20 protein-coding genes and 1 pseudogene are annotated in these 22,026 nt (G+C 41.1%); 5 read left to right on the top strand and 16 right to left on the bottom strand.

The window, feature by feature from the left end:
• Positions 1–26: 26 nt before the first annotated feature.
• The 6 genes from AR335_RS04010 to AR335_RS03985 form a co-directional block, all read right to left on the bottom strand.
• Positions 27–1,445 (bottom strand): response regulator, encoded by a 1,419-nt coding sequence (locus tag AR335_RS04010; RefSeq protein ID WP_062232196.1) that lies wholly within the window; start codon positions 1,443–1,445, stop codon positions 27–29.
• Positions 1,423–2,856: a sensor histidine kinase gene (locus AR335_RS04005; protein WP_062232194.1), complete on the bottom strand. Its 1,434-nt coding sequence runs from the start codon at positions 2,854–2,856 to the stop codon at positions 1,423–1,425. Before AR335_RS04005 ends, AR335_RS04010 begins: the two co-directional genes overlap by 23 nt.
• On the bottom strand, positions 2,853–3,833 hold the full coding sequence (locus AR335_RS04000) for a sugar-binding protein (protein ID WP_062232192.1): 981 nt from the start codon (positions 3,831–3,833) through the stop codon (positions 2,853–2,855). Before AR335_RS04000 ends, AR335_RS04005 begins: the two co-directional genes overlap by 4 nt.
• 339 nt (positions 3,834–4,172) lie before the next feature.
• Positions 4,173–5,495, bottom strand: coding sequence for a D-serine ammonia-lyase (locus tag AR335_RS03990; protein ID WP_062232563.1), 1,323 nt, complete (start codon positions 5,493–5,495; stop codon positions 4,173–4,175).
• A gap of 197 nt (positions 5,496–5,692) precedes the next feature.
• Positions 5,693–5,839, bottom strand: coding sequence for a hypothetical protein (locus tag AR335_RS23560; RefSeq protein WP_156418804.1), 147 nt, complete (start codon positions 5,837–5,839; stop codon positions 5,693–5,695).
• A 46-nt stretch (positions 5,840–5,885) separates the two neighbouring features.
• The gene (locus tag AR335_RS03985) at positions 5,886–7,394 is read right to left on the bottom strand and encodes a M1 family metallopeptidase (protein ID WP_062232188.1); all 1,509 of its coding nucleotides are present in this window, start codon (positions 7,392–7,394) and stop codon (positions 5,886–5,888) included.
• Positions 7,395–7,648: 254 nt separating this feature from the next.
• Between AR335_RS03985 and cbpA the strand changes: the two genes are divergently transcribed.
• The gene (gene cbpA, locus AR335_RS03980) at positions 7,649–8,302 is read left to right on the top strand and encodes a cyclic di-AMP binding protein CbpA (RefSeq protein WP_062232186.1); all 654 of its coding nucleotides are present in this window, start codon (positions 7,649–7,651) and stop codon (positions 8,300–8,302) included.
• A gap of 49 nt (positions 8,303–8,351) precedes the next feature.
• Here the strand turns inward: cbpA and AR335_RS03975 are convergent.
• A pseudogene (locus tag AR335_RS03975) lies at positions 8,352–8,603 on the bottom strand (gamma-glutamyltransferase); the annotation flags it as partial.
• A 214-nt stretch (positions 8,604–8,817) separates the two neighbouring features.
• On the opposite strand from AR335_RS03975, the gene AR335_RS03970 reads away from it, so the two are divergent.
• Positions 8,818–9,534: a gamma-glutamyl-gamma-aminobutyrate hydrolase family protein gene (locus tag AR335_RS03970; RefSeq protein WP_062232183.1), complete on the top strand. Its 717-nt coding sequence runs from the start codon at positions 8,818–8,820 to the stop codon at positions 9,532–9,534.
• A 33-nt stretch (positions 9,535–9,567) separates the two neighbouring features.
• Here AR335_RS03970 and AR335_RS03965 read toward each other — a convergent pair whose 3' ends face one another.
• A complete protein-coding gene (locus tag AR335_RS03965; RefSeq protein WP_062232181.1) occupies positions 9,568–11,091 on the bottom strand; it encodes an FAD-dependent oxidoreductase in 1,524 nt (507 codons plus the stop codon).
• 124 nt (positions 11,092–11,215) lie between these two features.
• Positions 11,216–11,866 (bottom strand): C40 family peptidase, encoded by a 651-nt coding sequence (locus AR335_RS03960; protein WP_062232179.1) that lies wholly within the window; start codon positions 11,864–11,866, stop codon positions 11,216–11,218.
• A 334-nt stretch (positions 11,867–12,200) separates the two neighbouring features.
• Between AR335_RS03960 and recQ the strand changes: the two genes are divergently transcribed.
• Entirely contained in the window at positions 12,201–14,321 is a 2,121-nt protein-coding gene (gene recQ, locus AR335_RS03955; protein ID WP_062232177.1) for a DNA helicase RecQ, read from the top strand.
• Between the two features lie 43 nt (positions 14,322–14,364).
• Here the strand turns inward: recQ and AR335_RS03950 are convergent, their stop codons facing one another.
• Genes AR335_RS03950 through AR335_RS03945 form a run of 3 tightly spaced genes read right to left on the bottom strand, consistent with a single transcriptional unit; the run spans position 14,365 to position 15,292 of the window.
• Entirely contained in the window at positions 14,365–14,892 is a 528-nt protein-coding gene (locus AR335_RS03950) for a D-glycero-alpha-D-manno-heptose-1,7-bisphosphate 7-phosphatase (RefSeq protein ID WP_062232174.1), read from the bottom strand.
• The gene (locus tag AR335_RS23555; RefSeq protein WP_156418838.1) at positions 14,889–15,047 is read right to left on the bottom strand and encodes a hypothetical protein; all 159 of its coding nucleotides are present in this window, start codon (positions 15,045–15,047) and stop codon (positions 14,889–14,891) included. Before AR335_RS23555 ends, AR335_RS03950 begins: the two co-directional genes overlap by 4 nt.
• A gap of 38 nt (positions 15,048–15,085) precedes the next feature.
• On the bottom strand, positions 15,086–15,292 hold the full coding sequence (locus tag AR335_RS03945) for a DUF6501 family protein (RefSeq protein ID WP_053354268.1): 207 nt from the start codon (positions 15,290–15,292) through the stop codon (positions 15,086–15,088).
• A gap of 137 nt (positions 15,293–15,429) precedes the next feature.
• Between AR335_RS03945 and AR335_RS25090 the strand changes: the two genes are divergently transcribed.
• Positions 15,430–15,564 (top strand): hypothetical protein, encoded by a 135-nt coding sequence (locus tag AR335_RS25090; protein WP_255357534.1) that lies wholly within the window; start codon positions 15,430–15,432, stop codon positions 15,562–15,564.
• A gap of 39 nt (positions 15,565–15,603) precedes the next feature.
• On the opposite strand, the gene dctP is transcribed toward AR335_RS25090, so the two are convergent.
• The 3 genes from dctP to AR335_RS03930 all read right to left on the bottom strand — a co-directional run bounded on the left by dctP (position 15,604) and on the right by AR335_RS03930 (position 19,311).
• A complete protein-coding gene (gene dctP, locus AR335_RS03940; protein WP_062232172.1) occupies positions 15,604–16,875 on the bottom strand; it encodes a C4-dicarboxylate transporter DctP in 1,272 nt (423 codons plus the stop codon).
• 142 nt (positions 16,876–17,017) lie between these two features.
• A complete protein-coding gene (locus AR335_RS03935) occupies positions 17,018–17,716 on the bottom strand; it encodes a response regulator (protein WP_062232170.1) in 699 nt (232 codons plus the stop codon).
• Entirely contained in the window at positions 17,713–19,311 is a 1,599-nt protein-coding gene (locus AR335_RS03930) for an ATP-binding protein (RefSeq protein ID WP_062232168.1), read from the bottom strand. The genes AR335_RS03935 and AR335_RS03930 overlap by 4 nt, the downstream gene beginning before the upstream one ends.
• 100 nt (positions 19,312–19,411) lie before the next feature.
• Between AR335_RS03930 and AR335_RS03925 the strand changes: the two genes are divergently transcribed.
• Complete coding sequence (locus tag AR335_RS03925; RefSeq protein WP_062232166.1) at positions 19,412–20,482, top strand: DctP family TRAP transporter solute-binding subunit; 1,071 nt, start codon at positions 19,412–19,414, stop codon at positions 20,480–20,482.
• 49 nt (positions 20,483–20,531) lie between these two features.
• Here the strand turns inward: AR335_RS03925 and AR335_RS03920 are convergent, their stop codons facing one another.
• A complete protein-coding gene (locus AR335_RS03920; RefSeq protein ID WP_062232164.1) occupies positions 20,532–21,998 on the bottom strand; it encodes a UDP-N-acetylmuramoyl-L-alanyl-D-glutamate--2,6-diaminopimelate ligase in 1,467 nt (488 codons plus the stop codon).
• Between the last annotated feature and the right edge of the window lie 28 nt (positions 21,999–22,026).

The raw sequence follows: 22,026 nt of genomic DNA, 5'->3' as shown, positions 1-22,026 counted from the left end.
ACTTTTTTATCATTATCTTCACTTTTTTATGATTTGGCGTCCTCTGCTTTTTGTCTGACATATTGTTTAGGCGAAAGCAGAAAATGCTTTTTAAACACACGGCTGAAATAATTCGGATCTTTATAACCGACCATAAAGCAAATTTGTTTCAGGCTGTACTGATTTTGGTTTAGCAGTTTCATCGCTTTCCGGAGGCGGATTTCTGTTAGAAATTCAATAAACGTAACATCTGTCTCTTCTTTAAATAGCTTAGTAAAATAAGTCGGGCTCAAGCCCGCCATTTCTGCTACCTGCTCCAAAGATACAGCTTCATGAAAGTGTTCATCGATATATTTCTTTGCCAGTTTTATCGGATCATTCGTTTCCTTGTTTTCATTGATCATCCTGCAAGCATTTCTGATTAATTCCTCCCAAGCATTTCTATTTTCAGGGTAGGACAAATCACTGACGTCTATTTCTTCCTGAACCAGTCTTTCCCTGAGTAAAATGTATAAATCCATTAATTGAATGGATGACAGTTCTTTTCCCAGCATACTTTTCGCTCCATTAGAATCGTTGCTGAAAATAGCCTCAACGATCTCATCGAGTCCAGTTTCTTTTGCAGGGTCAACTTGGGAAAAATGAGCAAAATGCCCGCTGTTTTGCTTTTTCAGAAAATGAACAGTCTTAGCGGCTTCCTCATAGGAGTGCCTGATCTCTTTTAAATCCGTATATGGTTTTCCCACTCCAATCCATAATTTTTCAAAGACTTCAGCTTGAAGCCTCTTTGCCAGCTGCAAAGAATCATTTATTGGATTGCTCTTGTGGCTCATAAAAAGCAGAACGAGCTGATTTCCATAAGGAAGAGAAATAAACGGAAATGGTGATCTTTTATTAAGCACAGAAATCACTTGCTCTAATTGAATGTTTTTTTCACATTCAATGACAGAAATAAAGGAATTCCGCATATTTGGAAATAAAACAGCTAATTGCTCTAGAACCTTATCGTTATGCTCATATTGCAGAATCTTCAACAGAATATTTTCTAAAACAATCTCTGCTGTAGCGGAATAGCGGCTTTGCTTATCTTGCTCTTCAGAAATGGATTGGCACACTCTTTGAATCGCATGGACCGTTTCTTCTGCTGTACTGGGCTTTAACAAATACTCTCTTACCCCCTCCTTCATCGCTTCTTTTGCATATTGAAAAGATTCATAGGCAGTAACCATGATAAATTGCATGGAAGGGTTTTGTTTCTTTATGATTTGGATAGCTTCAATTCCGTTTAAACCGGGCATCTTAATATCCATCAGCATAAAATCAGGTTTGTGTTTTCTGGCCATTTCAACGGCTAATCTTCCATTGGAAGCTTCTCCTGCAATGGTCATATCAGGAAAGTGATCTTCAATTATTCTTCGTAATGCTTTCCGTTCCAGGCTTTCATCATCCGCTATGATTACTTTCAACTGAAGCCGCCTCCTTCTGGGGAAATATAAGTTTAACCGATGTACCTTTTCCAGGGGTTGAATGGATCTTTACAAGGTTATCAGATTGATAGAAAAGCGCCATCCGTCTCATGACATTTTCCAGACCAATGCCAGTTGAATGGCCCACATGAGCCGAACCTGTCTGTTTCCATAATGCATCGGCAGGCATTCCTGCTCCATTATCCTTTACTTCTGCTATGATTGTTTCTCCTTCTGTATAGATGGCCAAGAAAATCTCACCCCCATCCTCCATACTTTCGACACCATGGATAAAAGCATTCTCAACAATAGGTTGAAGAATCAGTCTTGGAACCAAGATGTTCGTACAATCTTCATCAATTTTAGTGTGAAACGCGATCCGGTCGGAAAACCGCGTCTGCTGAATATGAAAATACTCAATGACTACCTTTGCCTCTTCACGCAAGAGGACAGATTGATTAATATCATTCAGGCTGTATCGAAGGAGCGTGGAAACAGAATGAATGAGTTTTGACGTCTCCTCTGCCTGCTCAAAAAAGGCCATCCTTGAGATGGTATTCAATGTATTGAATAAAAAATGAGGATTGACTTGATTTTGAAGATGCTTCAGCTCCAGTTCTTTAAGCAGGGAATCGAGCTCGGACTTTTCTTCAATCTCAGAGATGTACTGACGTATGTTTTTGCGCATCAGATTGAAGGTTTCACCCAGCAGCTTCAGCTCATCGTTGGACTGGATCAGTACGGGCTTCCCATCAAGCTTTCCGGCGGAGACTTCTGATGCGGCTTTCGATAAAATTTGTACAGGTTTATTGATTCCTCTGGAGAACCACAGGGCAAAAAAGATGGCGAGAAGAACAGTCGTATTAAATAAAAACAAAGTAAACCACTTGAATGATTCATTTCTCTTTTCGAGGTCTGCATAAAAAGATTGGTAATCCGTCAGTTCAAGATCGATCAGTGACAATGTGGTGTCTTGAAGATAAGAAGACGTGTTCCTCGCTTCCTTTAAATGCAGTGAGTACTGATCGATATCATCCTGAATGGCAAATCCGATCGATAACTCGCATTCTTGTATTAAGGTTTGGACCATATGGACATAGGTTTGCAGCTGAATATTGTCAAACCCTTTCTGATCCTTTTGAAGTAATCCTGTCTTTTCGTTTAGTTTATATCGTAATTTATGAAACTCAGTAATTACTTTTTTGTTTCGTTCAACCACATACTGATTTGCTTTATCGTACAGCTGGTCAGACGTCTGTGAGATTTCGTTCAGGAGCAAAAATTGCTTAAATCGAGAATCATACTCTAACAAAAAGGATCGGCTGCTGAAAAAAATGGAGATGGAAACTACGTTAAATAGAATGACAAAGACAAAAAAATAGAGCAACAGCTTGCTGCGGATCGTTTTCATCTTGAGGCCCTCCACAGCTTAGCTGGTTTCGTTTTTTTGATGATATCCGTTTTTGTATATTGAAGCGGTTGAGGCAGCTTTCCTTTTTTCACCGACAGAAGAGTTCGGACGGCCTTTTCGCCCATCTGATAGGGATACTGTCCGACTGTTGCATTAATTTGTTCAGTCCTGATAAGGGTCATGGTTTCGGGCAAGGTATCAAAAGAAATAATAAAAGGTTTGTTCTTGCTTTGATATTGTGAAGTGACCTGGCTGATGCCAATGCCATCCAAAGCACTCGTCCCAAAAAAGGCCGTAATATCCGGATCGTTCTTGAGTAATTCATAGGTAGCTTGCAGCGCACCACTTTTTGTGATGTTCGATTCTTCAATGCCGGCGACCTGGATTCTTTTATGTTTAGCAAGAACGTCTTCAAATCCTTTTACCCGCAGCTTCTGATTGGACGCATCAAGCCGGCCGGTAACAATTCCTACTTTTTGTTTACCTTGTGTATTCTTCACCAGTTCTTCTCCTGCAAGCTTGCCGGCCCTGTAATTGTCAGAACCTACATAGACCTGGCGTTCACTGTCCGGAGCATCGGTGTCAACGGTTAGGAGTGGGATTCCTTTTTGTACAGATTTATTAACGAGGTAGTTAAACTTTTCATTGGATAATCCCTGGGTCATTATCCCATCGACCTTGCCTGCGATGGCTTTATCGATTAAGGTAAGCTGTTCTTCATTGTTTGCCTGCTTGGGCCCGAGATACTCCAAGTGAATATGATGTTTATCTGCTTCTGTTTTTGCTCCTTTTTCTACAAGCCGCCAATATTCATTATCTATTTCCTCTGATATCAGGACAAAATGATAAAGATATTTCGGTGTTTGTGCAGCGGAGGGCTTTACCTGAAACGTTTCCCTTCCGAAAAACAGCATATAACCCGCGTTTAAAAAAAAGATGGCTATAAATATGGAAAGACCTATTTTTTTCAATCCCATAGAAACCCCTTCTGTAAGCGTTTTTATACTTATAATAATGGATTGTAAAAAAATTGAATAGACCGATTTCCGGAAGATAAAGGAAAAGCCAGCCTCTTAGCGGGCTGGCTGGTTTGTTCTTTTTGAAAATATACCTGAAATCAATAGATAGAGAACATGCAATCCGACATAAGAGCTTGAAAGCAAAAATAGATGATTTAAAAAGATTTTATGAACTATGGTCATGAAAACCTTATGAGTGACGATGACATCATAAACGGTTGTATGGATAGGCAAGCACAGATAAAACTCTTTCAAAAAGAGGATAACCATTTCTTCCTTCCCTGTCTTTTATGAACTCTAACTTCTGCTGCCCATTTGATAGTAGTTTGCCATTACTTCATCAGGCACCATACTGCCGCCAGTTGCCCATATGATGTGAGTTGCTTTTTCCATTTTCTCCACCAGGTGATGTTTCTTGAGATAACCGGCGCCTTGTGTGGTCTTTAAAAGTCTGGAAGGTCCAGCTGCACCGGCTAAGGCGGAGGGCTCGAGAGATTGCTTCTCAGAGTCGGAAATATGTCGAAGAAGCCTGAACAGTTCTCCGTCCGTTATCGTATAAATACCGCTTAAATACGGTTCCATGAATTTCCCGACAAAGCCGGAAGGACGGCCGACTGCCAAACCATCAGCTGCTGTATCATTGGTTAATCCAAAGTCAAATACGGATACCTCTTCATGAAGGCCTGTCATCATTCCTATAAGCATGCAGGGAGATTGTACCGGTTCAGCAAAAAAGCAGTGGACATTCTCCTTAAACAAAACTTTTAATCCGTACCCCACTCCCCCTGGACCCCCACCTACTCCGCAAGGGAGGTAGACAAATAAAGGATGATCTTGATCAACAGGAATTCCTTGTTCTTCGAGCTGTTTTTTTAATCTCAAGGCAGCTACAGAGTAACCTAAGAAAAGAGTAGTGGAATTCTCGTCATCAATAAAATAACACCTCTCGTCGAGTTCGGCCTGTTTCCTTCCCTCCTCAACGGCTAAGCTGTAATCCGCATGATATTCGATGACTTCGACTCTCTTGCTTCTTAAAAGGTTTTTCTTCCATTCTTGTGCATCACTCGACATGTGGACGGTTACGTTGAAACCTAATTTCGCACTCATTATTCCTATGCTCATCCCTAAATTTCCGGTAGAGCCTACAGCAATGGAATATTGGGAAAAGAACTGTGTAAACGGTTCTTCCACAAACTTTGCATAGTTCTCGTCCCTCGTTATCAACTGATTTTGAAGAGCCAATTCTTCAGCATGCTTCAATACTTCGTAGATGCCGCCTCTCGCTTTGATCGAACCTGATATAGGAAGATGGCTGTCGCATTTTAAAAGCCATTTGCCCGGATGACTCAAATCTTCTATATCTGTTATTGCCATTTGGAAATCAGGTATTTCCAGCAATGGGGATTCAATAATCCCATTTGTTGACCTCGTTTCAGGAAAAACCACTGATAGATAAGGAGCGAACCGATGAAGCCTCTCTTCAGCTTCCTTAATATCTGTTAAAGTGAGCGCTTTAGTTTCCGGTCTATGCTCTGGGGTATATCCTGGATTACTCCAAAACACTTCTTCCCCGTCAGAGGCTTTACTCAATAAAGGGTATTTATTTAAGTAATGCTGCATCGTTTCTTCTTTAAGCGGTTTCCTGGTTTCCACAATATCAACTCCCTGTTTAACATCTCCCTCCAATTATAACACGGCCAATTTCATTGTTTTTGAGCTTTCAGTAGATAGGAATTATAAAAAAGGGGGCCGTCCAGAAAGTCGAAAATTGACCTTCAGGCAGCCCCTTTTTGGCTTGAAAAATCTTCAATGAAAAGTTAATTGAAGTGGAAGATGCGAGACTCCTGCGGGACTAGCGTGACAGGTGAGACTCCCGCCGGTGCTTGCACCAAAAAGTAGGCGTTCACGCCGGTAAGGCTCACCGCACGCCCCGCGGAAAGCGAGCAGCCTGGAACGGAAATCAACAGCTTACAGACTTCTTGGACAGCCCCTAGTTGCAATGAGGTTACTCTATTCTTGATCTGAAATATAAACACGGTGATCTTTAAAGAACTCTCCAAGATCTTTCCCGGTTTCTCTTTCCATGATGGTGACGAAATCTTTTGTCGTCGTCACGTCAAACTTCTTCTCTTTAAAGTAGGCTTTCATTGCAGAGTAGAATGCTTTGTCCCCTACTTTTAGACGGAGATCATTGAGTGTGCGGGAACCGTAGCCATAGATCATTTGATAGTAAGCGTTAATCCCTGAATCTCCGTCCGCTGTAAATGTTGAGACTGGAGAAGAAAGATGGTAATTCTTATTTGGTACGGCTGGTGTGGTCAGCTGATTTAACTCATTGTCATATAAAGCTGCCGAAAATGTTGCAAAGGATTCATCCAGCCAAGGCTCATCATATTCGTTATCCCCAATAATTCCGTAAAACCATTGATGGCCGATCTCATGTGCAGTCACGGATTTTACCCATTCTTGAGAACGTTGCCCTGCGATACTGATCATAACGAGCTGAGGGTATTCCATACCGCCGAACCAGCCTTCCATTCCGACAATATCAAGCTCAGGCCATGGATAAGTCCCAAAATGATCACTGAACAGATCGATGCTCTTCAGTCCGGATTGCAGCATTGAATCGGCATAGGCTGCTTGTTCAGCTGTATAGTAGACATTGATTTTTACGTTGTTGACCATCCCTTTTTTGATCTTGTAGGTAGGATCCATCTCCATGGCAAAATCTCTGACATCATGGGCTTTGTAGCGGTGTACAGCAAGGTTACCGATGCTTTGCGGTTTTCCAACTTCCGTTCCAGAGGCTGCAATGACTTGTTTTTTGTCAGTTGTCACGGTTACATCATAATCCCCTGTTAAAGAATAAAAGGATTCACCGGCATGGAAATAGGGATCCACATTCCAGCCTTCTTTGTCATAGACTGCAAGAATCGGAAACCAGTTTCCTAGTGATACAGTATTTTTGAACCAGCCGAAGCGGTCCTGCTGTTCTGGAACCTTTACAGTAAAGTTCATGCTGACAGAAGCTGATTTATCTTTTTTTATTTTTACAGAAGGGATATGCAGCGCAGTTCCATCAACGTTGTATACCGCACGTTTTCCATCCACTTTCACATTGCTGACGTCCATGCTTCCTCCATTTTCCGCAAACATGTCCGCGTTGCCCCAAAGATTGAAATAAAGTTCATTTAAGTTTTTCTTCAAGTTGTTTTTAAACTTTACAGAGAGCTTTCCTGAAATTTGGTGCTTCGAAGTGTCATAGAACACATTCATCTTGTAGCTAGGTTTTGAAGGACCCATCACATTTAATCTGCTTCCTTGTTTCGCAAGGTCCTGAAAAGGAGCTTTTGGCATCTGACTGTATTTTTGGATGGGATGATAGCCGCCTTTCATCACATGCGGCGGAGAAACGATTCCTTTCCCTTGAGCAGCTGCAGCAGCGGACCCTGTAAATAAACTTGCTGCAAGCAAGGCAGCTGTTGTCATCGTTACGGCTTTTTTTGCTGGTTTTTTCATGATACATCCTCCTTTGGTTAACTGCCTTACCTATTTCTGGATGCCAAAGTGTGACTCCTTGCAACAAAAGGACGAATCATTCGACACACCAAAGGAGAATAAAGGTAATATTATCCTGGGTCATTTGGATGAATTTGTAAAAAAGGAAATTTTTTGAAAATATTTTCGGGATATCAAACGATAGAAAAAGGGAATGGTGCAAATAATGACGAAACTAGTAAGGATAAACGCATTCTATCCATAGGGGGTCAAAAATGAAGATTAAATCAAATTACATACCAAAAACGAAAGTAACATACGTCACAGAGAATACATCGATCAGCGAGAGCAGAAGACAGCTCATTCAGTCAGGATACCGCTGTATTCCCGTTCTTGATGAAAAAGAGGAAAAGTTTCGGGGGCTGATCTATAAAGAAACAACGTCCGATTATATCATTGATGAAGCCGGTTCTACATCCGATCCAGTGAGCAAGCTGATTCAGGATGAGGAAAGCTATGTGTATGAGGATACGCCATATTTTAAAGTTTTGTTTTCTATCCGGCGCCTTCCTTTCATGGCTGTTATTGATCAAAACGGCTTTTTTCAGGGAATCGTCACCCATTCAAAGGTGATGGATATTCTTGAAGATTCCTATGGCATAAAAAAAGGTGGATATTCGCTCACTGTCTCCACTACAGAAGGGAAAGGATCATTGAAAAAGCTGTTTTCTTCTATAAATGATGAATATAATATTGAAGGAGTCTTCACACAGGATGCGGGCAAGCAATTCGTGCGCCGGATCGTTATTACTCTTAACCGCTCTGTATCAAAAGAAGAAGTGGAACAGCTGATTCATAAGATTGAACACAGCGGGTTTAAAGTAGCAGAAATAGAAGATTTAAGAGAGTTTGAGAATGCAATTCTATAAGCAAGACGATAAGAAAGACGCATGATATCAATCATGCGTCTTTTATCTGCTACGGGTGATGGATAAGGAGTATACCGATTGCAGCTCCGTTTCTGCTGGAGTCCTCAATAAAAATACTTTGAACATTGCCGATTTCATCCCCTGCTGCGCCAAATTTATGACCTATTTGATTGAGCTTCGCAACAGCCGCCTCAGGAATCCCTTTTTCCTTCATATAATTGCTTGTATTGTTGGTATATATTCTTGGCTCCTCAACTGCTGCCTTCAGTTCCATATCGTACTCGAGTGAATGAAGTATGGATCAACTGCAAGGCTCGGCTCCATAACAAGAAAAAAACTGAGGACGAGACTGATCGTAACCGATGCTTTCTTTTTCAAAGACTTCCTCCTTTTATTTTGTTTGAATATTAAGAAAATTAATCCTAATAATTTACCGTGCCTTCTTATTTGTAAACGTAATCATCAAATGGGGCATACTGGAAAGAAACAGAAAATGCCTGAAAGGATTTAATGCTATGAAAAAAGTCTCGCCTATGATCATGATTACAGTTTCAAGTGCTGAACATAATGGAAACCAGAGCTCTATTTTACACCGTAAATACAGTGACGCAATTATCCAAGCGGGGGGTCTTCCCGTCTTGCTTCCATCTGTAAACCAGGGGTTAACAGAACAAATGATTTTGAAGTGCGATGGGATTGTACTGCCTGGAGGAGATGATGTAGATCCTTTCTTCTATCAGCAGCATCCAACGCCGGAGCTTGGCATCGTAAACAGGACGCAGGATGAATTTGAAATCCAAGCTGTAAGGTTAGCTGAACAGAATAAAAAGCCGCTTTTAGGCATATGCCGCGGAATGAACATTATCAATGTTGCGTTAGGAGGAACACTGATTCAACACATTCCTGCTGAAACTGAACAGCCGGTTAAACATAAGCAACAGGCACCAAGAAATATTCCCACCCATGAAGTTTCGATCAAGAAGAGTTCGTTCCTTCACGAACTTGCAGGAACTCCTACGCTTCAAGTGAACAGCTTCCATCATCAATCCGTAAAATCTGCAGCTCCGCCTCTTCTACCCTGTGCATTTGCACCGGATGGAATCGTGGAAGCCATTAAAAGCAGAAACAAAGACCATTTTATCCTGGGTGTTCAGTGGCATCCAGAAGAGCTGACAGCTTCCCCTGGAATGATGAGCATATTTCAAGCTTTAATTGCCGCAGCAAAAAAGTGACTCCCGAAAAAAGGGAGCCACTTTTTACTTTGTCTATTGATCCAGCTTTTCCAGCGGTTCGGTTGCCGGGCCTTCCAGTACCTCACCCTCAAACGAGAAGCGCGATCCATGGCACGGGCAGTCCCACGAGCGTTCGGCATTGTTCCATTCCACCTCGCATCCGAGATGTGTGCAGGTGGTATCGAGTACATAGAGCTTTCCCTCTTTATCTTTGTACGCTCCTGCTCTTTTGCCATTGTACGTAACTGCTGCCCCTTCATCCGGTGATAGATCTCCTGGAGTTTTATCCGGCATCTCCAGCTTGCCTTCGATCAGGTGCTTGGCAACATCAGCATTTTCTACAACCAATGTTTTCAGGCTTGGATCAGCCTTGAACCTTGATGGTGAAAAGACGTCGGCATACGGATTCTTCTTTTCTAAAATCAGATCTTTTATGAGCAAACCTGCCGCCGTTCCATTCGTCATTCCCCACTTGCGATATCCTGTGGCAACCAGGATATTTTCATGGGGGGCAGTAATCGGACCGATGTAAGGGATTTTATCTAATGTAATTAAGTCCTGTGCAGACCAGCGATAAGCGATGTCGGATATACCTACTACCTTTTCACTGAATGCTTCCAAGGCTTCATAGTGCTTGCTTGTGCACATTCCCTGTCCTGTTTGATGGCTTTCACCGCCAACGATGATTAATTTCTCACCATTGTAATTCGTGTATCTTAAAGAACGGGTCGGACTGTCCGCACTTAAATACATCCCGCCTGGATAATCTCTTTCCGTCGTAACACCAATCGCATATGAACGTTCAGCGTGCATCCTTGCAAAATAAAACCCGGCTCCATCGAAAAAAGGAAAGTGAGAAGCAATTACAGCATGTCTGCAGGTAATTTTATAACCGTCTTTTGTTACGGCTCGAGGGCGATTTCCAGTTTCAACATCAACTGCGGTGGTATTTTCAAAGATTTTGCCGCCGTTCTTTGTAATCTCCTGTGTGAGTGCGGAAAGATACTTAACCGGATGAAATTGTGCCTGGTTTTTCATCGAAACGGCTCCTCGCACAGCCAGATCCAACGCGATGCTCTCAGAGTATTCACTGCTGATGTTCAGCTTTTGGTAGGCATCATATTCCTTTTGAACCTGTTTGAGATAGGTTTCCGATTCTGCATAGATGATTGCGTCTTCTTCGGAAAAATCGCAGTCAATCTGATGGTCCTGGATCATGGACCTGATAAAATTCAGAGCACCGTTGTTTGCTTCATAATAGAGCTTCGTTTGTTCTACTCCAAAATGCTGAATTAACTCATCATAGATGATACCATGCTGGCTCGTTATTTTTGCGGTTGTATGGCCGGTTGTCCCATTTAATATTTTACTTCCATCCAGTAGGATTACGCTCAGCCCTTCTTTCGACAGAAGATAAGCAGTTGTGATTCCTGTAATTCCTCCTCCTATAACCACTGCATCTGCTTCTAAATCGGTTGATAAAGTTTCATATCCCTGTACTTGGCAGGATTCTTTCCAGTAGGATTCTGAAAAATCGGGCAGTTTACTCTTTTTCATGATTAAAAAGATCCCTCCTCGTTTCTTCCTATATTTCCCTCTTTTTTCTATTTTCATGTGGATTTTGATTAATTATATAAATAAAAAAAGCCAAAACAACAGTAACGCTGTTCTGGCTTTTCCCTTATATTTGTTTTGCCCCTAAATACCGGGGTGCCCAATATGTATTACTCATGGAAGCTATACTGACTCCGTTTGATGAAGTAGCGGAAATAAACTGGTTGTTTCCAATATAGATACCGACATGTGAAGCACCGGTCTGATAAGTTTCAAAGAAAACCAAATCTCCGGCGCTTAGAGTAGTAACCTTTGTACCTACTTTATAAATATCTGCAACCGTTCTTGGCAGTGTGATTCCCGCCGATTTTTTAAATACATAGTCGATATATCCACTGCAGTCAAAGCCTGAAGGTGTCGCACCACCCCACACATAAGGGACACCTAAGTAAGTTTTAGCAGTGGAAACAAGTTGAGTTTTGCTATAGGACGGAAAGATTCCCAATGCCTTAAAGGTGGCCGGCCCTGCAACTCCGTCAGCAGTAAGTCCTTTTGATTTTTGAAAGCTTTTCACAGCATTCACTGTATATGTACCAAAATAGGTTGTAGTCGTGCTGTACGTAAAGTAACCTTTCGTTTTTAACGTTTGCTGCAAATCTTTTACTTCTGTATGAGTCATTCCGTATTTTAACGTATGATCTCCCAGTGCTGCCTGTCCCACTAAAGGATTTGCAGTTAAAATGCCTGCAATTCCCAACCCCATAAGTAATCTTTTCAAGTTGCTCTTTCCCCCTAAAATTTTCTTGCGATACCAATAAATTAATAATATAAAATATTTATAACAAAATCATTTTAGGGAGATTACAATAATATTACAAAATACTATTTTATTCATCTATTTCTAACAAAAAACTACATTTAATAATTTATCCATTAGTGGAAAGTAATTGATATCGTTATTTTAGAAAGCATAGAGTAGAACCCTGTTTTTCTTTTGTTATTTACAGCAGGTTTTTCAGGATTGATGTATAATTAAGCATTGTTCCGTTTTATTTAGCCTCTTTGTAAAATTCTTTTTTTCTATTCTTTCTTTTGTTCAGGAAGGAGATTGTATGTTTAATTTAGCTCAACAAATTTTAGAAAGACATTTTGGCTATTCTTCATTTCGGCCAGGACAAGAACAAGTGATCAAGAGCATCTTCCAGCATAAGAATACATTGGGGATCATGCCTACAGGGGGAGGAAAGTCCATCTGCTATCAGGTTCCTGCTATGCTGCTCAATGGAGTGACCCTGGTTATCTCTCCCCTTATTTCGTTGATGAAGGATCAGGTCGATTCCCTTGAGAATGCTGGGATTCCTTCTACATATATTAATAGTTCACTATCTGACGAAGACATTCAGGACAGGATACAACAAGCGGCAAACGGTGCCTATCAGTTGATTTATGTTGCGCCTGAACGGCTGGAGTCCATGGCGTTCAGACGTCTCATAGGAAAAATGAATATATCCATGATTGCCATCGATGAGGCTCATTGTATTTCTCAATGGGGACATGACTTCCGTCCAAGTTATTTGCGTATCAAAGATATGCTGGCTTCACTTCATCCGCGGCCTGTTATCGTCGCCTTGACGGCTACAGCCACCAAGGAAGTAACAAAAGATATCTGCCGGCTGTTAGACATTCAGCCAGAAAACACTTTTGTTACGGGTTTTGCTCGGAATAATTTAACGTTTTCTATTATTAAAGATGAAGTTAAACGTGAATATCTGCTTCGATATGTAAAGAAAAACAGTTCAAATTCTGGAATTATATATGCTTCGACTAGAAATGAAGTCGATCAGCTTCATAGTTTTTTAAAGAAAAATGGTTTTACTGTTTCAAAATATCATGCCGGCCTATCCGAAGAGGAAAGACGGGAATCACAAAATCAATTTATTTTTGATGATACGGCAATCATGGTAGCTACAAATGCTTTTGGAATGGGGATTAATAAAACGAATGTCCGCTATGTCATTCATTACAATCTTCCCCGCAATCTTGAAGCCTATTATCAGGAAGCGGGGCGTGCGGGCAGAGACGGCGAACCAAGTGAGTGTATTCTATTCTTCTCCGCACGGGATGTCCAGCTTCAGAAATTTTTAATTGAACAAGGAACCATGGATGAAGCAAGGAAAGGAAATGAATACAAAAAGCTTCAGTTTATGACAGACTATTGCCATACTGAACAATGCCTGCAGCGCTTTATTGTCGAGTATTTTGGAGATGAGGAATCAGCTGATTGCGGGAAATGCGGAAATTGTACCGACCAGCGTGAGCAAACGGACATTACCACTCAAGCGCAAATGGTTTTCTCCTGTGTGAAACGCATGAATCAGCGGTTTGGAAAAACAGCAGTCGCACAAGTGCTGAACGGATCGAAAACAAAGCGAATCCAAGAGCTGGGGCTTACCTCTCTAACGACCTATGGATTAATGAAAAACCGGCCTCAAAAAGAAATTATGCAGCTTATTGATTATTTGACAGCGGAAGGCCTCCTTCAGTTATCCGATAGCCAGTACCCTGTGCTTATGCTGGCACCCAGAGCACTGTTTGTGTTAAAGGGAGAAGAAAAGGTTTATCGAAAAGAGAAACGAAAATCGATTACCAGCTTTACTGAAAATAACGAGCTCTTTGAACATCTGAGGAACTTGCGTAAGGAACTGGCAGATCAGGAAAACGTACCTCCATATGTCGTTTTTGCAGATAGTGCCCTAAAGGAAATGAGCGAAAAAGTTCCTGGTAATGAAGAAGAAATGCTGGAGATTAAAGGCGTCGGAAAAGTGAAATTTGACCGTTATGGCCAGATTTTCCTGGACACACTTAAGGAATTCACTACTTCAGCAACTGCTGCAGCGGAAATGGAGAGTTCATCAGATTCTCCAAAAAAGGACAGCCATTTGGATACTTACGCACTCTTTCAAGAAAACCAGCCTATTCCTGATATCGCCAAAACGCGGAATCTTTCGGTGCAAACAGTAGAAAACCATCTTCTCCGTTGTGCAGAGGAAGGAATACCGCTAAACTGGGAAAGAATTATCCCGGCTGAGCAAGAAGCTATGGTCTTAAACGCTATTGATCATCTTGGAAGTGAAAAGTTGAAACCATTGAAGGAAGAACTTGGGGAAGAAGTTTCCTATTTTACAATAAAAGCGGTCATTCAAAAAAATAAAAGACAGCTGGTTCATAAGTAGATGTCTGTGTAAAAGTAAAGAACGCTCTAGAAATGAGCGTTCTTTACTTTTTTTCACGAGATCGGATATGATCGGCTGCTTCTAGCAGATGGATTGCCATGAAATCAGCTTTTCCTATTTCCCCGCCAATTTTTATAGTGGTGACACCGGCTTTCCTTCCTGCTTCAATATCTGTTTCACGATCCCCGATCATATAACTCTTAGTGAGATCAATATCGTACCGGTCTGCCAGGTCCAATATCATTCCAGGGCTTGGTTTTCTGCAGGAGCATCCTTCATTCGGCTTGTGGCAGCAATAAGCGATATCTTTTATCACACCACCTGCATTTTCCACTTCTAAAACCATTTTATCGTGAATTTTCTTTAGCGTTTTTTCCTGGAGGAATCCAAGCCCAACTCCCCCTTGATTCGTTACAACAAATAAATGAAACCCCATTTCGGTCAGTTCTCTTAATCCTTCAAGAGCGCCCTTCAGAAAATAAAAATTGCTGGGATGATTAACATGTTTGACTCTTGACGACATAACTTCATTAATCACACCGTCCCTGTCAATAAATACAGCTTTAGTCATTCCTGTCGATCCTTTCTTTTTACAGTAATTGGCTCATTTGTTACAGATGGACTGTTTATTTGAATAGGTATTGCATTGCCTATTGTCATTATAGCCGAAGCAGCAAGCATCCAAATCATATGGGGGGGCACTTTGCTTCCCTTCTTCTCATCCATGTTCATTCTCCAAACAAAAAAACAACAAGCCTATAGGCTTATTGTTTTTCTTGAAAGTACTCTTTATAAAATCCTGCGACTCTGCCCGAGTTATCAACTACAAAATAGAATTCTTCTGTTTCGTTCTTTACTTCGTACGTTTTTCCCTCGGTCAGCACTCGGTCTACCATATACTTTGCTGCATTTGTATGGATACATGTAACCGTTTTGATCGTTGCTTTGTCTTCCCATGATTGGTGGATCATCATTCAGCCTCCTACTTTTGTGTACCTTTTTATTTTAAAGGAATCTCTTGTTTTTTAAAAGAACAAAAGAAAAGCCTGATTCCTCTTTGTTCTCTCAGGTGTTTATGCCGCTCAGGATTTAAGCGGTGCTGCCTCATATGAAAAATGGGCTCCAGATGGATCTGTTAGTCCGATCCCTTCAATCAGATCTGGCACAGCGGACAATTAACAACCGATTTAATACCATTAAACTGGTTTCCCGTCTCTTAAAACCTATCGATCTGTTAAAGTGAACAGACTCATCAAAAAAAAGCGCCAAGGAGGCGCTTTTTTTATGCTGTTCTTCCCTGGGACTTAAGTTCAAGAAAGGCTTCTTCACTTTTTTTCTCATCAAATTCATTCTCACTCTTTGATACAACGATAGTTGCGATCCCGTTTCCGATCAAATTGATGATCGCCCGGGCTTCACTCATGAAGCGGTCAACCCCAAGCAGTAAAGCCAGTCCTTCTACAGGGATAACCTGCATGGCTGAAAGTGTTGAGGCAAGTACGATAAAACCGCCGCCTGTAACAGCCGCTGCACCTTTAGACGTTAACATAAGGATGGCAATGATGGTAATTTGCTGTGTAAGGCTTAAGTCGATATTAAAAACTTGAGCCAGGAATACGACGGCCATCGAAAGATAGATGGAAGTACCGTCCAGATTAAAAGAGTAGCCTGTAGGGATCACCAGTCCGACTACTGACTTGGAACAGCCGAAACGCTCCATCTTGTTCATCATCCTGGGAAGGACAGATTCGGAGGAACTCGTTCCAAGTACAATTAGAATTTCATCCTTAATGTACTTTAAGTATTTCCATAAACTGAAACCATACATTTTACAGATGATGTTCAACACGATGACTACGAATAAGATCATCGTCATATAGACGGAAATCATAAGCTTTCCTAAAGGCAGCAATGATGAAAGTCCGAAGTTTCCAATGGTGAAAGCCATCGCTCCAAAGGCCCCTATCGGCGCAGCTTTCATGATATAACCGACGACATTAAAAAAGATCTGTAAAAGCTTATCAAAAAAATCAATCACTGGTTTCCCTTTTTCTCCCAGAGCCGTTAAACCGACTCCAAACAAGATAGAGAAAAAGAGGACTTGAAGGATATCACCTTTCGCGAACGCGTCGACCATATTCTGGGGTACAATATGGGTAACGAAATCTACCCAGTTGATTCCTCCTTCTGCACCGCCGGAAGTAAATTGAGAAACATCTCCTTTTTGCAGCTTGTCAAAGTCTAGCCCCGCTCCGGGTTTAATGACATTGACAACGATTAAACCAATGATCAGAGCAAATGTAGTGACGACTTCAAAATAAATAAAGGCTTTACCGCCAACTTTACCTACTTTTTTCATATCCCCCATTTTGGCGATACCTAGAACAATGGTGAGAAAAATAATAGGCGCAATGACCATTTTAACAGCGTTAATGAACGTATCACCCAATGGCTTCATGTTCTTTCCGGCTTCAGGCCATAGCAGCCCCAAAGTGATACCGAGAATAATAGCAATAATGACTTGGAAGGTTAAATTCTTAAACAGGGGTTTCATGTTCTTCCTCCTTTATTAGCTAATAACATACTGAAAGCGTTATCATCCATGAAATTGATGATAACGCTTTCTGAAAATTTAGTGAATATTTAGGTTATATTGTCCTTTTTGGTCTTTTTGGTCTTTCGTTAGCCAGATAACCTTAGAAGTTCTTCATGAGATATCGATTAACCGGTCTCCCCACCCCTCCATACTGCATATCCAGTATGATTTCCCCTCTTTTTTCTAAATACTCAAGATATCTTCTGGCTGTCACACGGGCAATCCCGACCCCTTCAGCTACTTCTTCGGAAGATTTACCATACGATTGCTCTTGTAGATAGGTGATGATCTGTTTCAGGGTGAGTTGATTCAACCCTTTAGGAATCCCTTTTTGTTCTTGATTTTGATGTTCATTATGTATACCTGATAATACAGTATCCACTTCTTTTTGAGACATTTCACCGTCCGGACAAAATTGTGTGTAATAGTCTTTATATCTTTCCAAAGCTTGCTTAATTCTAGCAAACTTAAACGGTTTGATGATATAATCCATCGCACCCTGTTGAAGCATCGTCTGTATCGTGTCCCTATCCTTGGCTGCAGATATAATAATAACATCTACTTTCTCTTTATTTTTCCGTATTTGATAAAGTGTTTCGAGACCGTCTTGTTTGGGCATGAAGATATCAAGAATGACAAGGTCCGGCTGTAGTTCCTGAATTTTTTTTACACCCTCCACTCCGTTAGCAGCACTGCCGGTCACTTCAAAACCGCTGACTTTTTCAATAAATGCTTTATTGACTTCCTGCACCATCGGATCGTCTTCGATTAAAACAACAGAAATCTTTTTTCTTTTCATGACTGTCTCCTCCCGTTCATTGGGAACGTGATGTAAAAACTCGTCCCTCCATTTGGATAGGAAGATAGGTTAATGTCCCCTTTTCCCTTATCTATAATCTCTTTAACTAAAAATAAACCAAGTCCCAGTCCTTTTTCACCTTTCGTAGTGACTCCTTTGTCAAAAATGTAAGGCATCAGGTGTTCAGGGATTCCTGGGCCATTGTCTTCGACCAGGACAGCACAAATTTCATTGTCTTGTTCAATACTGATATCAATTTGTTGTTCAGGAGTATTTGAGTCATTTAAGGCATGAATGGAATTTTCTACGAGATTCCCGAGGATCATTACAAAATCGTGTTCATTGAGCAGGTAAGGAAGTTCTTCCAAATGGCTCTGGCTGTCGATCGAGACGTCGATTTTCAATTCTTTTCCCCTGCTTACTTTGCTTAAGAGAAGACCTGCAATACTGTCGTTTTTAATATTTTTTGTAACGAATCTCGTCAGATTCTCCTGTTGCTCCGATATATCAAAAACATACTGAAGCGCTCGTTCACGCTTTTCCAGCTGGATGAGTCCGGCTATCGTATGAAGCTTGTTCAAATGCTCGTGATTTTGAATACGGAGTGCCTCTACGAATGCCTTTACCCCCGTTAGTTCTTCCGCCATTTTTGCAACCTCTGTCCGGTCCTGAAAGATCGCTACAGCTCCGATGACGGAATGATTGACTTTTATCGGAATTCGATTGCTCATAATGATTTTGCCGCTCACATTAATCTCTTGGTTGTACACGGGTTTTCCAAACTCAATAATTTCAGGAAGCCTGGTATCCGGGATCACCTCGCGTATCGATTTGCCGATCAGACTCCCTTCCACTCGAAATATAGATTTTGCTTTTTCATTGAATATGGTGATGTTCTCTTTTACATCTACAGCAATTACTCCTTCATGCATAGCATGAAAAGCGGCTGTACTTTCTTCATACATACGCACAATTTCATGCGGCTCAAGCTCAAACATCTGCTGTTTAATGTGCCTTGCCAGCATCCAGGAACCAAGCAGGCCGAAGAACAGGGTTAATATTATTATAAGAGCGGCCTGTGCTTTCAAGCTTTGCAGGATTTCAAGATAACCCGGAAGTATGTTTCCAACGATAATGACACCAACTTGTTCAAGCTGTTCATTTTTAACAGGCATAAAAGCACGTACAGCAACTCCCAGCTCTCCTTTTGCTTTTGATATGTAGGTATGGTCTGCAAACGCCGGTTCTTCATCTTTGCCTTCTGATCTTGTTCCAATAAGTCTATATACAGGATGAGAGTATCTGACATGATCCATGTTTAAAACGACGATGTAATCTGTACTATTTATCACTCTTATTTTTTCCACAATGGGATTGATGACCGCAGCTCCATCTTTCTTTTGGATCTTCTTCTGTACTTCAGGAAGCTGAGCCACTGTCCGGGCAGTAATCATTGCACGTTTGCCAAGTTCCTCTTCCCTCATATCGACAATTTTACCTATTATGATAATGCCTCCGATCAAAAGGGAAAAAAGAACAATTCCGAACGATAAAATGATGATTTTCCAGCGGATGGGTAATCTTAAAAATTTCATATGGCCAAGCCATTCCTTCCAGTGAATTCTGTGTAATATTGTAACATGGTTTTTAAGTTATGCTAGACTTAATAGAAAAAGAGTACAAAAGAGGCTGAACATGAAGCAAATCATCGGAATTTTAATTTTTCTCGTCACAGGCTTATTGCTTTCTTTTTATATAGGGTTTCATTTTAATAGCAAAGAACAAGACCTGGCTTTTGATGATGAACAATCTGGCATTCGAAAACAGATTGTGATCAAATTCAGCCATGTGGTTGCAGAGAACACACCTAAAGGATTGGCGGCGCTAAAATTTGCTGATCTGGTGGATCAAAAATCCAATCACAGAGTGAAGGTGGAGGTATTTCCAAACGGCAGTCTGTATTCCGATAAAGAGGAATTGGAGGCATTGAAGGACGGCAGGGTACAAATGATAGCCCCTGCTACATCAAAACTGGGAGGTGTTTCATCAAAATGGCAGGTTCTTGATTTGCCGTTTGCTTTTCCTACAGAAACAGCGATCAATGATGGGCTGAACGGAGACATAGGGAAATCATTGCTTGCATCTCTTTACAGCCAAAAAATAAAAGGCCTTGGTTTTTGGGTGAACGGTTTAAAGCAAATCACCAATAAAAGCCATGCGGTTATTCAACCAAATGATTTTAAGGGTGAAAAGTTCCGTATTATGTCCAGCAATGTACTGAAAAAACAGTTTGAGCTTCTTGGCGGCCAGAGTAAACCGATGGATTTTAATGAAACCTATAGAAATTTGGAATCCGGTAATGTTAGTGGGGAAGAAAATACGATCTCTAACATCTATTCAAAAAAATACTACCGAGTTCAAGATTACATGACGATCAGCAACCATGGATTTTTAGGGTATGCCATATTAATAAATGAGGATTATTGGCACAGCCTTCCTGCAAAGGTCAGGCTGATCATACAAGATTCCATAAATGAAACGGTCAAGTGGAACCAGGACCACTATCGATCCATGAATAAAGAGCAGCTGAATCTGATAAAAAAAGAATCAAGTATTCAAATCCACGAACTGACATCAAAGGAAAAAATAGAATGGATTGAAAAGTTGAATCCTATCTATAAACAATATGAACCAATAGCAGGAAGAAAATTGATCTCCGAAATAAGAAACATCCAAAGAAAATATGAAAAACAATTATTCCGATAGTATGAGCGTTAAACATAAATAAAAAACGCCCCTGATGTTCAGAGGCGTTTTAACTGGTAACCATATCTTTTGACGTTTTCAAGAATTGAATGGTCTGTATATCTGTGGAAGCTGGCAATTTAAAGGATTGTTTGTAGGTTTCCTGACCTTTACCTGTAATGAAAACCCAGTCGCCGTTTTCAGCTTTTTCCCAGGCGTGCTGAATCGCCTTTGTTCTGTCAGGTATGATCTCGGCACTTCCGTCCGCAAAATCTTCGTTCAATTCTTGCAGTTCTTCCACCATCCGGTCTGAGGGAACACCATTTAGATCATCAAAAGTTAAAATCAATTGTGAGCAGACATCTGAACAAAGCGCAACAATATCTCTTCTCTTGGAAAGATCCCTTTTGCCTCTAAACCCAAGAATATGAATGATCCGTTCGGCATTTTCACGTTCGGCCGTCTGGTAACAGTATTCAATGGCGTCTTCCGTATGGGCATAATCAACAATGAAGGTCGCTCCCGCAGGATGGCTGAATGTTTCAAAACGTCCTGGCACTCCATTAAACGACGATAGGTAGGAGGCAGCTTTCTTTAAAGAAATTCCCATTTTTTGTACAGTTAACAGCGCCCCTAGAGTGTTCCATACATTATGCATACCAGGCAAAGGAATCTGGAGAAAATCTGTTGTATCACCCAGTCTGACTTTAATGGTTGGAAAATACTCAGTACATACGTTCAAGAGCTGCATCTCGTCCTCGCTCTGTTTGCCGAATGTAAGCACATTATGCCCTGATTCGGACAACCTTTTCTGCAGCTTCTTTCCCCATTCATTATGTGAAGCAATAATTGCTGTTCCTTGGCTCTTCATTCGTTTGAACAGTCGAGCTTTCACATTAAAATAAGCTTCCAGGCTTTCGTGATAATCAAGATGATCATTTCCCAAATTTGTGAAAAGAGTATAATCAAATAATATTCCTTCCACCCGCTGCTGCTCAATTCCGTGTGAAGAAACTTCCATAATGACGACTTCGTCACGGCTTTCTGCAAGAAGTGACTGTAATTCAAGAGGATCTGGAGTGGTATTTTTGGACTGTATGGCCTGATTATTTATCATGTTGTTTACTGTGCCGATCATTGAGCATGTTATGCCTGACTGTTCAATGATATGTTTTAATAAATAAGCTGTTGTCGTCTTTCCGTTCGTTCCAGTTATTCCGATCATTATATGGTTTTTAGATGGGTGGCCATAAAAGTTGCTTGCCAGCCTCGCCAATGCCTTCCTTGAGTCGGAGGTCTGATAATAAGGGACGTTTAACCCATATACATTTTGTTCTCCGACCACCGCGGCTGCCCCATTGGCAATCGCTTGATTAATATAGCGATGCCCATCGGCGCTAAACCCGTTAATAGCTACAAATAAATCCCCCGGCCTGATTTTGCGGGAATTGAATTGAATCCCTTGAATCAGCATTGATGGGTCATGGCTTTCAGGTTGTGCAAATTTAATCCCTTTTAATAGTTCGTCCATTAACATGACTGCGTGCGCCCCTTTTTCAACTAAA

This window comes from Fictibacillus sp. FJAT-27399 (assembly GCF_001510655.1).
GTDB classification, from domain to species: domain Bacteria; phylum Bacillota; class Bacilli; order Bacillales; family Fictibacillaceae; genus Fictibacillus_C; species Fictibacillus_C marinisediminis.
The sequence above is the reverse complement of the archived record's forward strand: the minus strand, read 5'-3'. Positions and strand labels throughout refer to the sequence as shown.